This is a genomic window from Frigoribacterium sp. CFBP 13707 (assembly GCF_014842245.1).
Lineage (GTDB): Bacteria > Actinomycetota > Actinomycetes > Actinomycetales > Microbacteriaceae > Frigoribacterium > Frigoribacterium endophyticum.
This window is the reverse complement of sequence record NZ_JACYVL010000014.1, coordinates 37,314-53,215: the sequence shown is the minus strand read 5'-3', so window position 1 is coordinate 53,215 and position 15,902 is coordinate 37,314. Positions and strand designations below refer to the sequence as shown.

10 protein-coding genes are annotated in these 15,902 nt (G+C 75.1%); 3 read left to right on the top strand and 7 right to left on the bottom strand.

Annotation, left to right across the window (positions count from 1 at the left end; all coding sequences use genetic code 11):
• Positions 1-295: 295 nt before the first annotated feature.
• Positions 296-2,506 carry an NADP-dependent isocitrate dehydrogenase gene (locus IFT45_RS15295; RefSeq protein ID WP_192129184.1) on the bottom strand — a complete coding sequence of 737 codons (2,211 nt, stop codon included), beginning with the start codon at positions 2,504-2,506 and terminating at the stop codon, positions 296-298.
• A 211-nt stretch (positions 2,507-2,717) separates the two neighbouring features.
• Positions 2,718-8,081: an S-layer family protein gene (locus IFT45_RS15290; RefSeq protein WP_192129182.1), complete on the bottom strand. Its 5,364-nt coding sequence runs from the start codon at positions 8,079-8,081 to the stop codon at positions 2,718-2,720.
• 326 nt (positions 8,082-8,407) lie between these two features.
• On the opposite strand from IFT45_RS15290, the gene IFT45_RS15285 reads away from it, so the two are divergent.
• Complete coding sequence (locus IFT45_RS15285; RefSeq protein ID WP_156370141.1) at positions 8,408-8,881, top strand: MarR family winged helix-turn-helix transcriptional regulator; 474 nt, start codon at positions 8,408-8,410, stop codon at positions 8,879-8,881.
• A 129-nt stretch (positions 8,882-9,010) separates the two neighbouring features.
• Here IFT45_RS15285 and IFT45_RS15280 read toward each other — a convergent pair whose 3' ends face one another.
• Positions 9,011-9,826, bottom strand: a complete 816-nt coding sequence (locus IFT45_RS15280) for an alpha/beta fold hydrolase (protein ID WP_371811048.1) — start codon at positions 9,824-9,826, stop codon at positions 9,011-9,013.
• On the bottom strand, positions 9,823-10,224 hold the full coding sequence (locus IFT45_RS17560; protein ID WP_056057755.1) for a MerR family transcriptional regulator: 402 nt from the start codon (positions 10,222-10,224) through the stop codon (positions 9,823-9,825). Before IFT45_RS17560 ends, IFT45_RS15280 begins: the two co-directional genes overlap by 4 nt.
• Positions 10,225-10,381: 157 nt before the next feature.
• Between IFT45_RS17560 and IFT45_RS15270 the strand changes: the two genes are divergently transcribed.
• Positions 10,382-11,110: an SDR family oxidoreductase gene (locus tag IFT45_RS15270; RefSeq protein WP_192129180.1), complete on the top strand. Its 729-nt coding sequence runs from the start codon at positions 10,382-10,384 to the stop codon at positions 11,108-11,110.
• 190 nt (positions 11,111-11,300) lie between these two features.
• On the opposite strand, the gene IFT45_RS15265 is transcribed toward IFT45_RS15270, so the two are convergent.
• Positions 11,301-12,968, bottom strand: a complete 1,668-nt coding sequence (locus IFT45_RS15265; protein WP_371811047.1) for an AAA family ATPase — start codon at positions 12,966-12,968, stop codon at positions 11,301-11,303.
• Between the two features lie 43 nt (positions 12,969-13,011).
• The gene (locus IFT45_RS15260; RefSeq protein ID WP_192129178.1) at positions 13,012-13,479 is read right to left on the bottom strand and encodes a VOC family protein; all 468 of its coding nucleotides are present in this window, start codon (positions 13,477-13,479) and stop codon (positions 13,012-13,014) included.
• Positions 13,480-13,582: 103 nt separating this feature from the next.
• Between IFT45_RS15260 and IFT45_RS15255 the strand changes: the two genes are divergently transcribed.
• The gene (locus IFT45_RS15255) at positions 13,583-14,599 is read left to right on the top strand and encodes a YafY family protein (protein ID WP_192129176.1); all 1,017 of its coding nucleotides are present in this window, start codon (positions 13,583-13,585) and stop codon (positions 14,597-14,599) included.
• Positions 14,600-14,731: 132 nt separating this feature from the next.
• Here IFT45_RS15255 and IFT45_RS15250 read toward each other — a convergent pair whose 3' ends face one another.
• Positions 14,732-15,892 carry a hypothetical protein gene (locus IFT45_RS15250; protein WP_192129173.1) on the bottom strand — a complete coding sequence of 387 codons (1,161 nt, stop codon included), beginning with the start codon at positions 15,890-15,892 and terminating at the stop codon, positions 14,732-14,734.
• Between the last annotated feature and the right edge of the window lie 10 nt (positions 15,893-15,902).

Sequence of the window (15,902 nt, the reverse complement as noted above, 5' to 3'; positions counted from 1 at the left end):
GTCTCGACGAGGGCCCGGCGCTGCGCGCCGACCACTCCCCCCACGAGCCAGCTGCCTCGGTCAGTTGCCATTTTGGGGGCCCCACAGGGCCGCTCAACCCCTCAAATTGGCAACTCACGAGCGGGCCCCGATCGAGGTGACCCGACCCGGGCCCCAGCCCGCCCGCAGGGCCCACAACGAGTCGCCTCGGCGAGCACGCCCGCGGCGACGACGACGAACGACGCCCCGCACACGGACCCCGCCGAAGCGGGGCCCGCGTGCGGGGCGCGGCTCGTGCAGCGCGGCGCAGCTACAGCTACAGCGTCGCGAGCGCCGCGTTGAACGTCGCCGACGGGCGCATCACGGCCGCCGTCTTCTCGGGGTCGGGGTGGAAGTAGCCGCCGATGTCGACCGCCGTGCCCTGGGGCGCGATCAGCTCGTCGACGATCGTCTGCTCCTGCTCGCCGAGCGAGGCGGCGAGGGCGGCGAACGCCTCCGCCAGCTCCGCGTCGACGGTCTGCGCGGCCAGCTCGTCGGCCCAGTACTTGGCCAGGTAGAAGTGGCTGCCCCGGTTGTCGATCGAGCCGAGCTTGCGGCCGGGCGACTTGTTCTCGGCGAGGAAGGTGCCGGTCGCACGGTCGAGGGTGTCGGCGAGGATCTGCGCGCGCGGGTTGTCGGTCGCCGTCGCGAGGTGCTCGAAGCTGACCGCGAGGGCGAGGAACTCGCCGAGGCTGTCCCAGCGGAGGTAGTCCTGGTCGACGAGCTGCTGCACGTGCTTCGGCGCCGAGCCCCCGGCGCCCGTCTCGAACAGGCCGCCGCCGTTGATCAGGGGCACGACCGACAGCATCTTGGCCGAGGTGCCGAGCTCCATGATCGGGAAGAGGTCGGTGAGGTAGTCACGCAGCACGTTGCCGGTCACCGAGATGGTGTCGGCACCGCGACGGATGCGCTCGAGCGAGAACGCCATGGCCTCGACCGGCGACAGCACCTCGATCTGCAGCCCGTCGGTGTCGAGCTCCGCCAGGTACGAGCGCACGAGGCCGATCAGCGTGGCGTCGTGGGCGCGGCTCTCGTCGAGCCAGAACACGGCGGGCGTCGCGCTGGCGCGGGCACGGGTCACGGCGAGCTTGACCCAGTCGCGGATCGCGACGTCCTTCGTCTGGCAGGCCCGCCAGATGTCGCCCTCGGCGACCGCGTGCTCGATCAGCGACTCACCGGCAGCGTTCACCACGCGGATCGTGCCCTCGGCCGGGGCCTGGAAGGTCTTGTCGTGCGAGCCGTACTCCTCCGCCGCCATGGCCATCAGGCCGACGTTCGGCACGGTGCCCATGGTCGCCGGGTCGAAAGCGCCGTGGGCGCGGCAGTCGTCGAGCACGGCCTGGTAGATGCCCGCGTAGCTCGAGTCGGGGATCACCGCGAGGGTGTCGTGCTCGGCGCCGTCGGGCCCCCACATGTGGCCCGAGCTGCGGATCATCGCCGGCATCGAGGCGTCGACGATGACGTCGCTCGGCACGTGCAGGTTCGTGATGCCCTTGTCGGAGTCGACCATGGCCAGGTCGGGGCCGGAGGCGATGCCGGCCTCGAACGCCGCCCTGATCTCGGCGCCCTGGGGGAGGCGGTCGAGACCCTGCAGGATCGCGTTCAGCCCGTCGGCGGGGTCGAGCCCGGCGGCGGCCAGCGCCTCGCCGTGCTGCTCGAAGACGTCGGGGAAGAAGGCGCGGATGACGTGGCCGAAGATCAGCGGGTCGGAGACCTTCATCATCGTCGCCTTGAGGTGCACCGAGAACAGGACGCCCTCGGCCTCGGCCCGGGCGATCTGCGCCGCGAGGAACTCGCGGAGCGCCGCGACGTGCAGCACCGTGCCGTCGACGACCTCGCCCGCGAGCACGGGGATCGACTGACGGAGCACCCGCGTGCTGCCGTCGGCGCCGACGAACTCGATGGTGAGGGTGTCGTCGGCGGGCATGACGACCGACTTCTCGTTGCTGCGGAAGTCGTCGACGCCCATCGTGGCGACGTTGGTCGCCGAGTCGCTGCTCCACTCGCCCATGCGGTGCGGGTGGTTGCGCGCGTACTGCTTGACGCTCGCCGGCGCGCGGCGGTCGGAGTTGCCCTGGCGCAGCACGGGGTTGACGGCGCTGCCCTTGACCTTGTCGTAGCGGGCCCGCGCCTCCTTCTCGGCGTCGGTCGAGGGGTCGTCGGGGTAGTCGGGCAGGTCGTAGCCCTGCGACTGCAGCTCGCGCACGGCGGCCTTGATCTGCGGGATCGAGGCCGAGATGTTCGGCAGCTTGATGATGTTCGCCTCGGGCGTCGTCGCCAGGGCGCCGAGCTCGGCGAGGGCGTCGTCGACGCGCTGCGCCTCGGTGAGCCGCTCCGGGAACTGGCTGATGATGCGGCCGGCGAGCGAGATGTCGCGGGTCTCGACGTCGACCCCCGCGGTGCTCGCGTACGCCTCGATGACGGGAAGGAACGAGTAGGTCGCCAGCATCGGCGCCTCGTCGGTGAGCGTGTAGATGATCTTGGCCATGCCGCTGGTACTCCCTCGTGTGGCTCTGCGTTCGTGGGCCCCACGCTACTCGCGCAGGTCTCTCGACATGAAGATACAGGCGGCGACCGACGGGCCGCGCCCGTCGCACGACGGAGGGAGCCGCGCGACAGGCCGGACGACGGAGGCGCGGTGCGCGTCGACCGCACACCGCGCCTCCCTGCACCGCGCCTCCCGCAGCGGCGAACCCCGCCTACCGGAGCCCGCGCACCGGCCCCGTCACCGGCCGGCGACGACGGCCGAACAGCACCAGCCCGAGCCCGGCGAGCATCACGAGCAGCGCGACGCCGAGGTCGGCGGCCACGTGGCCCGCCCCGGTGAACGCCAGGCCGAGGATCGCCGGGAAGCGCAGTGTGATCAGGCCCTCGAGGGTCTCGGCCGAGGTGTCGGCGACCCGGTACGCGATCGACGCGACGCCGGTGAAGCCGTCGACGGGGGTGAAGCGGACGCCGTCGGCGCCGACCGTCCAGGTGCCCTGGCCGGGCACGGTGACCGTGCTGGCCGCGACGCCGGTGGCCGGGTCGACGAGCACGAGCGTGCCGCGGTCGAGGGTCTGGCCGCCGCTCGCGACGTCGTTGGCGAGCGGGTCGATCGTGACCGGGCGGCCCGGCGTCGCGAGCTGCGTGTCGTCGGCGGCGACCGCGGCGCTGCGCACGGCGATGGTGACCGTCGCCGTGCTCGTGGCTCCGTCGACCGAGGTCACGAGGTAGGTGAACGAGTCGGTGCCGGTGAAGCCCTCGGCGGGCTTGTAGGTCCACGAGCCGTCGGCCGCGACCGTGGCGGTGCCGTGCGCCGGCTGCGTCGCGATCGACGCGACCAGGCCGGTGCCGAGGTCGTTCGCCAGCAGGCCCGCGTCGGCCGGGACGCGCAGGGCGCGGCCCGCGACGGTGCTCGCCGCGTCGTCGACGGCGACCGGGTCGGTCACGATCGTCAGCGTGCTGCTCGCCGGCAGGCCCTCGGCGTCGACGACGTCGTAGGTCACCTCGTCGCTGCCCGACCAGCCCGGGGCCGGCGTGTAGACGACGGCGCCGTCCGAGCCGATCGACAGGGTGCCGTGTGCTGCGGCGCCGTGGCCGACGACGACCAGGTCGCGGCCGAGGTCGTTGCCGAGCACCGCGGGCGCGGCGACCGCGAGCGTCGTGCCCGCGGCGACGTGCGCCCGGTCGGCCGCCGCGGTCGGCGTGACGGTGACGGTCACGAGCCCGGTGGTGACGCTGCCGCGGTCGTCGATGGCCGTGTAGGTGAACGTGTCGGTGCCGGAGAAGCCGTCGGCGGGCTCGTACGTGTACGACCCGTCGGCGGCGAGCGCCACGGTGCCGTGGCCCGGCTCGACGTCGACGCGGGCGGTGAGGCCCGTGCCGGCGTCGTTCGCGAGCACGCCCTGGGCGGCGGCGACCTCGAGGCGTCCGCCGGCGGCGACCGTCGCGGCGTCGGGCGTCGCGGTGGGGCCGACGAGCACGGTCACGACGGAGTCGGCGGTCAGGCCGTCCTCGTCGGTCACCGTGTAGTCGAAGGTCGCGGCGCCCGAGGTGCCGGGGGCCGGCACGAAGCGCACCGAGCCGTCGGGCAGCAGCGTCGCCGTGCCCGACGAGGGCGTGCCGACCCGGGTCACGGCGAGGCGCGAGCCCCGGTCGTTGCCGGTCAGCTGGGCGGCGCGCAGCACGAGCGGGGTGCCGGCGGGGGTGCTGGCGGAGTCGACCGTCGCGACGGGCGAGACGGTGACGGTGACGGTCGACTCACGCTCCTGGCCCGAGTCGTCGGCCACGCGGTAGCTGAACGTGTCGACGCCCGAGAACCCGGCGTCGGGCACGTAGGTGACCCAGCCGTCGGTCGTCGACGTGGCGGTGCCGTGCGCCGGGGCCGAGACCGAGAGCAGTCGCAGGCCACGGCCGCGGACGTCGGCCATCAGGCTGAACACGGTCTGCTGGCCCGAGACGGTGCGGCGCGCGTCGGGCGACGCGGTCGGCGTGACGGTGACCGAGACGGTCGTGCTGCTGGTCTGCCCGGCCGCGTCGACGACCGTGTAGCCGAAGGTCTCGACGCCCGAGAAGCCGTCGGCCGGCGTGTAGACGACCCGGCCGTCGGTGCCGAGGCGCGTGGTTCCGCCCTGGTCGCCGGCGGTGACGGACTGGATCCGCAGGGCCTTCCCGTGGTCGTTCGCCAGGAGGTCGGCGATGGTCAGGGCCGTGTCGGCGGGGGTGCTCCGCACGTCGGCGACGGCGGTCGGCACGACGGTGACGGTGACGACGGCGTCGGCCGTGCGGCCGGCCGCGTCGGTCGCGGTGTACCCGAAGGAGTCGGTGCCCGAGAATCCGGTGGCGGGCACGTACGTGACCTGGCCGGCCCGGTCGACCGACGCCGCGCCTCCCGCGGTGGTCGACCCGACGGCGGTGACGACGAGGGCCGTCCCGTGGTCGTCGGCGACGAGGTCGGTGAGCGACAGCGCCGTGTCGGCCGGCGTGCTGCGGGCGTCGTCGGCGGCGGTCGGGCGGATCGTCATGGTGACGACCGACGAGACGACCTGGCCGGAGGCGTCGGTCGCCGTGTACCCGAAGGTCTCGGTCCCCGAGAAGCCGGGCGCACCGGTGTGGGTGACGCGGCCGCGCTGGTCGACGGAGGTCGTGCCGCCCTGGTCGCCCGCGGTGACGGAGGTCACGACGAGGCGCTGGCCGCGGTCGTTGGCCGTGACGTCGACGAGGGTCGTCGCGGTCTCGGCCGGCACCTCGTAGGCGTCGGGCGCGGCGCGGGGCGTGACCGTGAGGGTGACGGTCGCGGTGCTCTCCTGCCCGTCGACGTCGGTGACGGTGTAGTCGAACTGCTCGGTGCCCGAGAAGCCGACGGCGGGGGTCACGACGACGGCGCCCGAGGCGTCGAGGGCCACGTCGACCCGGCCGCCCGTGCTGGCGGTGACGGCGGTGACGGTCAGGTCGCTGCCGCGGTCGTTCGCGAGCAGGTCGGCGAGCGTCGTGGCGGCCCCGGTCGGGACGCTGCGGGCGTCGTCGACGGCGGTCGGCGCGACGGTCATCGTGACGGTCGCGGAGCTCGTGCGCCCCGCGGCGTCGGTGACCGTGTAGCCGAAGGTCTCGGCCCCGCTGAAGCGGGCGGTGGGGGTGTACGTGACGGTGCCGTCCTGCTCGAGGCGCACCGCGCCTCCTGCACTGCCCGCCGTGACGGCGGTGACGGCGAGGCCGCGACCGAGGTCGTTCGCCCGGAGGTCGCGCAGCGTGGTCGACTCGCCCGGCGTCGCCGTCGCCCGGTCGTCGCGGGCCTGGGGCGTGACGGTGACCGTGACGGTCGCGGTCGAGGTGCGGCCCGAGGCGTCCTTCGCCGTGTAGGTGAAGGTCTCGGTGCCCGAGAAGTCGTCGCGGCTCGTGTAGGTGACCGAGCCGTCGCGGCCCAGCTCGACCTTCCCCCCGGCCGAGCCCTGGCTCACGCCGGTGACGGTCACGTCGGTGCCCACGTCGTTGCCGGCGAGGTCGGTGAAGGTGGTCGGCGTGCCCGCGACGACGGTCTTCGCGTCGGCGGCGGCGGCCGGGTCGACCGTGACGGTCAGCGTCGCGGTGCGCTCCGTGCCCGAGGCGTCGCGGACGGTGTACGTCACCACGATCGTGCCCCCCGAGGAGGCGGTGGCCGGGTCGAGCACGACGCCCCCGTCGCGGTCGACGGAGACCTTCCCGCCGCCGGAGACGACCTTCGCGCCGACGACCGTGAGGCCCGTGCCGAGGTCGTTGCTGAGCAGGTCGGTGAAGGTGGTGGTCTGGCCGGCCGGGGCACTGCGGGCGTCGTCGCCGGGGGTCGGGGCGACCGTCAGCGAGACCGTGGCGGTCGAGCGCACGCCGGCGGCGTCGGCGACCGTGTAGGTGATGCTCGCGGGGCCGGAGGTGCCGGGCTCGGGCGAGTAGACGAGGTCGCCGCCCGGGGCGACGGTGACGCTGCCGCCGCCGGAGACGACCGTGGCGTCGACGATCGTGAGGCCCGAGCCGGCGTCGTTGCCGAGCAGGGTGGTGGCCGGGATCGTCGTCGAGCTGCCGCTCGGCTGCGCGGGCACGGTGGCGTCGTCGTCGACGGCGTGCGGGGCCACGGTGACGGTGACGGTCGCCGTGGAGGAGGCGCCGCTCGCGTCGGTGACCGTGTAGGTGAAGGTCTCGGTGCCCGAGAAGCCGCGGTCGGCGGTGTAGCCGACGGTGCCGTCGGCGCGCAGCTCGACGACGCCGCGGGCGCTGCCCTGGGTGACGCCGGTGATCTTCAGGCCGGTGCCCGCGTCGTTCGCGCGCAGGTCGGTGAAGGTGGTGGCGACTCCGGAGACGGCCTCCTCGGCGTCGTCCTTCGCCGCGGCCGCGAGCACGTTGACGAAGGAGCAGGTGACCTCGGAGGAGGCCTCGCTCTTCGACGTCGGCTGGGTGTACGTGGCCTTGGTGCCCGTGCCCTCCGAGACGACCGTGCTGCCGTCGGCGCAGGTGTAGCTCGTGGCGTAGTCGGCGGGGAGCGTCGTCGAGTTGCCGGGCTTCTGCTCGACCGTGTACTGCGTGCCGCCGACCGCGAGGATCGGGCCCGCCGTGGCGGTGTCGGAGCCGGGCGCCGTCGTCGCGGTCGCGCTGGGGCTGCCGGCGGGGATGCCGCCGCCGGTGAGCGTGACGCCGAACTGGTCGGAGGGCTTGGCGCGGTCGACGATGGTCGTGCTGGCCGAGGTGGTGTTGGGGTAGTTGCAGGTCGCGAGGTCGACGGTCGCGAAGCCGGGCAGCACCGTCTCCTTGATCGTCGCGCCGGAGGCCGGGTCGACCTCGGTCAGCGTCGTCTGCGGGGCCTGGGCCGTGCCGGTGCTGCGGGAGAGGAACAGCGTGCCGTCGTGCGAGAACGCGATGCCGTTGTAGGCCGCGTTGGTGCCGCCGAGGGTCGCGATGTTCGTGGTCGGGATGGGGGTGTCGCCCGAGGTCGTCGGCACGGGCACGTCGGCGCGCTGCACGAGCGCGTTGGAGACGACGAACATCGTGCCGCTGCGGCTGAAGGCGAGGTCGCCGTTGCCCACGGTGGTGTTGCCCGTGATGCCGATGGTGCCGACGCGGCCGAGGGCGACGCCGGGCTCGGGGGGCTTCGGCGGCACGTAGGCGCTGAGCTGCGGCTGCGCCTGGGCGGCCGCGTAGTAGTAGCTGCCGCTCTGCGGGTTCACGCCGCCGCGGATGATGTTGAGGTTCGCCGCCTCCGGCCGGGTGGTCGGCGTCGAGGTCTCGCCCTCGCGGTCGTAGGTGATGATCTGCGGCACGCCGTTCGAGACGCCCGTGGCGTAGGCGCGGAGCCCGCCCGCGCCGATGCCGAGGCCGTTCGTCGCGCCGGTGAGCGTCGCGACCGAGGCGACGGTGCCCGTGGCCAGGTCGACCGAGCGGACCTGGCCGGTGTTCGTGATCGAGTACACGGTGTTCTGGTCGCAGGCGAGCGGGCTGGCGGCGAGCGCGGGGGCCGCAGGCGTGACGGTGGTGAGCAGGCCCGCCGCGAGCAGGGCGGTGAGCCCGACGGCGACGGTGCGGCGCCCGAGCGAGCGGGCAGACAGGGAGGAGGGCATGGTGGGGGCCTTCGGGTGGGGTGGGCGCGGGTCAGGAGGCGCGGAGCGGGCGGGAGGGAGCCGGTCCAGTCGCGCAGGTGGTGCTGTCGGGGGGGGTCGGGCTGCGCGCTCGGCGTCGCAGGGGTGTCGGGCGCCCTGCGGTCGGGCTCAGGTTATTGACAGGGAGGGGTCCCCCACATGCCCCACAACGGGCATCCCCCGCTCGGGTGCCACGGAACGAGCTGTCCTCTCGGCGCACCCTCGGCAGGGCGACTCGCCCCGACGGCCGGTCTGTGGTCCACTGGGGGCCGACGCGCCGACGGAGGGCGCGAGCAGGGGAGACGACCGTGACCGACGACCTCCTGCCGCCGACCCCCGCCAACCACCCCGACTCGATCAAGAAGCTCGCCGCCACGCTGCGACGGCTCGACGAGGCGCACCGGCGCTACCGGGTGCACGCCGCGAAGGTGGTCGGCATGGCCCCGACCGACCTCTCCGCCCTGCTCGTCGTGAGCGAGAACCCCGGCATCACCCCCGGCGCCCTCGCGAAGGAGCTCGTGCTCAGCACCGGCACGGTGACCGCCGTCGTCGACCGCCTCGAGGCGTCCGGCCGTGTGGCCCGGGTGGCCCACCCGGGCGACCGGCGCAGCCTCCACCTGCAGCTCACCGAGCAGGGCACCCAGATCGCCTCCGCGCTCGACGAGGCCTACTGGTACGTGCTGTCGACCACCGGCACCGACGAGACCATCGCGGGGGCGCTGCCCCAGCTCGACGGCATCACCGAGGCGCTCGACGCCGTCGCGAGCGAGGCCGTGGGCTGAGCCGCCCTCGTCGCCTCGTCATCGAGGTGCCCCGTCCTGGGCCCTCCCGGCTCGGCAGGCCCCAGATGGAGTCACCTCGGCGCGCACAGCAGGGACGCCGAGGAGGCGCGGGGCGCGACGCGCCCCGGCTCAGGGTGCGACGAAGGGGGCGAGCGCCGCGATCCAGGCGTCGTGAGCGTCGAGGTGCGCGTCGTGCGAGCCCCCGACGAGATCGACCCTGGTCACGGCCCGGCCGTGGGCGACGAAGGCGCCCTGCTGCTCGGCGGTGAACATGCCGCCCTCCGCCCACACGACGAGCGTGGGCGCCGTGACGCTCTCCCACTCCGCCCAGCGCGGCACCCCGACCGCCTCGATCGTGGCCTGGAGCACGTCGGCGTCGAAGCGGGGGCGCAGCCCGTCGCGCCCCTCCTCGAGGTCGTCGACCCAGGCCCGCTCGAGCGGCCCGTCGCCGAGCGCGGCGAGCGCGGCCGCCCGGTCGGCGAACGGGACCGCCCACGACCGGAAGAAGTCGCCGAGCGCCCGGTGCGACTCCGGCGTCCCTCCGCCCTGGTCGCCCTCGAGCAGCACCAGCCGGCGCACGAGGTCGGGGCGTGCCGCCGCGACGAGCATCGCCGTGTGGGCGCCCATCGACTGGCCCACGAGGTCGACCGGGCCGGTGGCCTCCGCCTCGACGACGCTGACGACGTCGGCCACGAAGGCCCGCCGGGAGAGGTCGACGGGGCGCCGCGTGCTGCGGCCGTGCCCGCGCTGGTCGACGAGCACCACGCGGCGCCCGACGAGCGCCCGGGCGGTCGGCAGCAGCTCGCGGCCGCTGCCGGCGAGGCCGTGCAGGAGCACGACGGTCGGTTCGGCGCCCTCCCGCACCGCGTACGCGACCCGGGTGCCGTCGACGGCCGTCACGGCCGCCTCCCGCAGCTCGCCGGGCTCCGCGGAGGCGGTGGTCACGCCGCCGAGGCGACGGACGCGGGGCCGCCGTCACGGAGTGCGGGGCAGTGCTCGGGCGTCGGGTGCAGCGAGACGTCGATGACGCGGTCGAGCTCGGCGCGGGCGGCGGTGAGCTCGGCGATGCTCGCCGTGATGCGGTCGCGCTCGCGGCGCAGCAGCGCGAGCGACTCGTGGGTGGCGACGCCCGCGTCGACGCAGGGCAGCAGCTCGACGATGGTGCGGCTCGCCAGGCCGGCGGCGAAGAGCTGCTGGATGAGCTGGACCCGCTCGACCGCGGCCTCGTCGTAGACGCGCTGGCCGCTGCCGGTGCGGGCGGCGGGCAGCAGGCCCTGCTCCTCGTAGTAGCGCAGGGCGCGGGGGCTGACCCCGGCGCGGGCAGCGACGTCTCCGATGCGCACGAGCGCTCCTCCCGGTGGGGCGTCGGGCGGGTGCACGGCGCGGGTCTGGTGGTCGATCTCGGGCAGGACTTGCCCTTGACGTCGACGTGAGGTCCTAGCGTAGCCGCGCAGGCCCGGACGCACCGCCCGGCCGCCCCGAGAAGGAAGAACGAACACCATGGACATCACCGACCAGGTCGCCCTCGTCACCGGCGCCAACCGCGGCATCGGCCGCCGCTTCGTCGACGAGCTGCTCGCCCGCGGGGCCCGGAAGGTCTACGCGACCGCCCGACGCGTCGACTCCCCCGAGGCCCTCGAGCTGGCCGCCCTCGACCGCGTCGAGGTGCTGGCCGTCGACATCACCGACCACGCGTCGGTCGTCGCCGCGGCCGGCGTCGCCACCGACGTCACCCTGCTGGTCAACAACGCCGGCATCGCGACCTCGACGCCGCTCGTCACGGGCGACCTCGCCGAGCTGCGCCGCGAGATGGACACGCACTACTGGGGCACGCTCGACGTGATCCGCGAGTTCGCGCCCGCCCTCGCCGCGAACGGCGGCGGGGCGATCGTCAACGTGCTCAGCGCGCTGTCGTGGTTCGCGTACCCCGGCAACGGCGGCTACGGGGCCGCGAAGGCGGCCGAGTGGAACATGACGAACGGCGTCCGCCAGGACCTCGCCGCGCAGGGCACCCTCGTGCAGGGCGTCCACCTCGGCGCCGCCGACACCGACATCATGGCCGGCTACGACGGCCCGATGATCGACCCGGCGGACGTTCCCCGCGCCTCCTTCGACGGCCTCGCCGCCGGAGCGATCGAGGTCGTCGTCGACGACTGGAGCGCGATGGTCAAGGCATCGCTCGCCCACGACCCTGCGCTGCTCTACGCGCAGATCAGCCCCGCGAGCTGAGGCGGGTGCGGGCCGGGTCCGGCCCGGGCAGGGCGGCGCCGGACCCGGCGGGTCCGTGTCCTCGCGGGCTGCCCGGGGCCCGGGGTGCGGCGGGTCCTCATCCTCCTGGGCGGGTCGGCGCCGACCCACCCAGGAGGACACCGACCCGCCGCACCCTGCGGGCTCCCGTCCGGCGACGGCGCCGGGCCGCTCAGACGCCGCGGCGGGGGCCGGCCTGCCCGGGCTCGGCGTCGTCGGGCTCGTCGGGCTCCTCGTCCCAGGTGACGCTGAGCGAGCTGCCCATCGCGGCCGAGCCGCTCGTCGACCACATCCCCTTCGTCATGACGACGTCCCCGCCGTGGTCGTGCTCGTGGTGCTCGTCGAAGCCGCCGTCGCCGAACCCGCCGGTCCCGTCGCCGTCGAAGCCGCCGTCGCCGTCGTCGCCGAAGCCGCCTCCGTCGAAGCCGTCGCCGTCCTCGCCCTCCTCGCCCGCGCCTCCGGCACCGCGACCGCCGAGCAGCAGGCGGGTCAGCGCCTCGCCCGACGAGAGCAGCGTCTCCAGGGCCGCCGCGAGGTCGTCGTCGTCGGGGGCCGTGCCGCGGAGGGCGGCACCGAGCACGCTGCGGCGCATCAGCTCCTTGGCGAAGGAGCCCGTGGTGCCCTCGGCCTGGTCGGCGGCCGCGTCGAGCGCCTCGTCGCTGAAGGGCAGCGCGGCCGCGTAGCGCCGGAAGAGACGGCGGCGCGCCTCGAGTCCCGGCAGCGGGATCTCGACCCCGAGGTCGACCCGGCCGGGCCGCGCGGCGAGGGCCCGCTCGAGCACCTGCACCCGGTTGGTCGTCATGACGAACGCCACGTCGGCGTCGCCGTCGAGCCCGTCGAGGGCGTCGAGCACCTCGAAGAGCAGCGGCTGGGGGCTGTAGCTGCGCTCCATCGCGACCAGGTCGATGTCCTCGAGCACGACGAGCGAGGGCTGGAAGGTGCGCGCGACCTCCGCCGCGGCCCGGACGAACTGGATGCTCGACCCGGTCAGCAGCACCGTCGTCACGCCCGGCGTCCGCGAGAGCAGGTGCCGCACGGTCAGCGTCTTGCCCGTGCCGGGAGGGCCGTAGAGCAGCAGCCCGCGCTTGAGGTGCTGCCCGGCCGCGAGCAGCTCGTCGCGGTGCTCGCCGATGCCGACCACGTGGTCGACGACGGCCTCGAGCACGCCCTCCTCGAGCACCACGTCGTCGGCGGAGACGGAGGGGCGGGGCAGGAAGGCGGCACCCGCCTCCTGCCCGTACTCGGTCGCGGTGAACGAGAGCACGTGGCCGCGCAGCACGCTGTGCTCGACCATGAGGGCCCTGAGGCGATCGAGGAAGGCGGGCACGGCCGACTCGTCGGCGGCGAGCACGTCGAGGCTCGCCGACGAGCGCCCGAACTGCGGCGCGGCGTCGCGCTGCAGGACGACGAAGGGCACCCCGTCGACCTGCAGGAGGCGCACCCCGAACGCGACGACCCGACGACTCGTGTCGGGCCCCGTGGCCCGGCTCGCGTACGAGACCGGCCCGGCCGCGAAGGGGGTGTGCGGGTTCGCCATCAGCTCGCTGACCGACGAGTGGAAGCGCTGCTCGCCGCCGCTGACGCCGACAACGCGGCCGGCGGCGGGAGCGTCGAGGCCCGCGAGCACGTCGAGCGCGATGTCGGCGTCGACCAGCCGGTGCGGCGCGACCTCCTCGGTGATCGTCGCGAGCGTGGTCGCGTCGACCTCGAGGTGGTCGGTCATCAGGTCGCCGAGCGGGGTGCGCCGCCTCGCGTGCTCGGAGCTGGAGAGCTCCTCGACCCGGCGCAGGTAACGGGCGACGGCCCTCATCAGCTCGTGGTCGGTCTCGTCCAGCGACACGGCGCCTCCTCAGCTCGCGCGGCGACCTGCCGCTCGCCAGACGCTAGCGGTGCGCGGCCTGCACGTCGACGACCCAGGTCACCCCGAAGCGGTCGGTGAGCATGCCGAAGCCGGGGCTCCAGGCCGACGCGGCGAGGGGCTCGACCACGTCGGCGCCCTCGGCGAGACGCTGCCAGAGGGCCTCGACCTCCTCCAGCGTCTCGCCCTGGAGCGACTGGAAGAAGGTGCGGTCGGTGACGGTCGCGCCGTCGACGCGGCGGGTGGTGCCCGCGACGGCGGCGGGGTTGGTCGTGTCCAGCCCCGGCACGTCGTAGGCGAGCAGCCGGAAGCCGTCGGCCGCGTCGACCCGGCCGAAGACGACCTTGTCGGCGCCCGGCAGGTCGCGGGGCATGCCGACGTCGCCGTAGGTGGCGGCCGCGGTCACCTCGCCGTCGAAGACCGAGGCGTAGAAGTCGAGGGCGGCCCGGGCCGTGCCGGGGAAGTTCAGGTGGGTGGTCGTGGTGACGGTCATGGAAGGGTCCTCCGGTCGTGGTGGTGCGCGGCGACCTGCCGCACGCTCACCGTCCCGCCCGATGCGGACAGCGGCGGTCCGCTCCTCACGGCAGACTCGGCACATGGTCGGGAACTCGTCGCGGATGCTGTCGCTCCTCTCGCTGCTGCAGACGCGGCGCGACTGGCCGGGGCCGCTGCTCGCCGACCGGCTGGGGGTCACCGCGCGCACCGTCCGGCGCGACGTCGACCGGCTCCGCGAGCTCGGCTACTCCGTCGTCGCCACGCGCGGGCCCGAGGGCGGCTACCGCCTCGCCCCCGGCACCGACCTGCCGCCGCTCCTCTTCGACGACGAGCAGGCGGTCGCGATCGCGGTCGCCCTGCAGGGCGTGACGGCGAGCGGCGTCGACCTCGACGAGGCCGCGTCGCGCGCGCTCGCGACGGTGCGGCAGGTGATGCCGTCGCGTCTGCGGCACCGGGTCGACGGGATCCGCTTCACCGCGCCTCCCCCCGTCGACCCGGTCGACCCGGCCGTGCTCGAGGCCGTCAGCGCCGCGACGCGTGACGCTCGGGTGCTGCGCTTCCGCTACGACCGGGTCGCGGTGCCCGGGGCCGACCCGGCGCCGGGCGACGAGACGGCCGGCACGACGGCCGTCCCGTCAGCCGGCGACCTGCCCGCCCTGCCCCGCCGGGTCGAGCCGCACGGCGTCGTGCTGCGCGGCGGGCGCTGGTACCTGCTCGCCTGGGACCTCGACCGCGACGACTGGCGCGTCTTCCGCCTCGACCGCGTGCACCCCCGGAGCCCGGGAGGCGCCCCCTTCGCCCGCAGACCGCTGCCGGGCCCCGACGCGGCCGCGGTCGTCGCCGCGCGCGCCAAGGGCTCGGCCGACGCCGACCGCTGGCCCTGCGAGGGCGTCGTCGACCTCGAGCTGCCGCCCGGCGAGGTCGCCCCCTGGGTCGCGGACGGCCTGCTGGAGGCGCGGGGCGAGCACCGCAGCCGCCTCACGATCGGCTCGTGGTCGTGGGCGGGGGTGCTCGCCGCGGCGCTGCGCTTCGACGCACCGTTCACGGTGGTGGGCCCGCCGGAGCTGCGGTCGGCGGCCGAGGTCGCGGCGGCGCGGCTGCGCGGCGGCTCCGCGTGAGGGCCGCCAAGTGGTGCGCGGGCGGGCCCGGGGTGCGGCGGGTCCCCGTCCTCCTGGGGGGGTCGGCGCCGACCCGCCCAGGAGGACACCGACCCGCCGCACCAGGCCTCAGCCCGAGACCGGAGCCCCGGGTCAGCCGCAGGTGACGACCAGCCCGAGCCCCACGACGGAGACCACGCTGATGCGCACCGCGTTCGGGACGGGCTTCGTCCACTGCCCCACGAGCTGGGTCGTGACCGTGAGCTGCTGCGACCCGAGCACGAGCACGCCGCCCGGCTTGAAGTCGACGGCGCGGTCCGTCGACGCCGTGGTCGTCGCGGTCGTCGTCCCCGACGACACGCTGAAGCGCAGCGTGGACGGGGTCTCGCCCGCGTAGCTCCAGCCGATGCGGACGCCCCCGGCGATCGGGGCGCAGGTGAAGGCGGAGGCCGCGTCCACCGTCCCCGCCGTCAACGACGCCGACGTCGCCGTCCGGGCGAAGAACGGCGCCGCCGCCGCCTCGGTGGGCAGCGTCGCGAGCGGGGCCGTGACGAGCATCGCGAGCGCGAGGGCGGACGACGCGGTGCGCAGGCGCCGCAGCCTCCGCGCCCGGTGGCGGATCGACCGCCGGCTCGGCCAGGCGACGAGCGCGGGCAGACCCGGGCCGTCCCGCGACTCCCCGGTGCCGGCCGCGGCCGCGGCCTCGGCCTCCACCTGGGCGCAGATCCGCCGCTGCTCGCGGTCGACCGTCGTCAGCGCCAGCAGCACGAGCACCCCGAGGGCGACCATCGCGAGCGGCACCCACCTGCCCTCGCGGGCCCAGACGACGGGCATGCCGATCGACGGCACGCGGAGGAACCCGACCCCGTGCACCGCCGACGCCCCGATCGGCGTCGAGTCGGCGGCGGCGTTGGCGTCGCCCTTGGTCACCATCAGGCCGCCGGCCAGCGCCTCCGCGTAGCGGTGCAGGCGCAGGTGCCCCGGCTGGTCGGGGTCGTCGGCGAGCAGCACGTGCCCGGTCTGGACGAGGTCCATCGGCACGGGGCGCGAGACGACGACGTCGCCGACGCGGATGCGCGGCTCCATCGATCCGGTCACGACCGTCGTCGGGTGCCAGCCGAGCACCGCGGGCGCCGCGGCCCAGAAGGCGAGCCCCAGCAGCGCGACGATCACGCCGCGGGCGACCGTGGCGACGACGATCCGCGACCAGTCCTCGACGCCGGTCCGCGCCGTCGGCAGGGTCGACAGGGTCGGCGAGGAGGCGCGGGTCGAGCCCTGCAGCGGGCTCGCGACGTGCTGTGCCGTCGCCGACATGGCGGCCTCC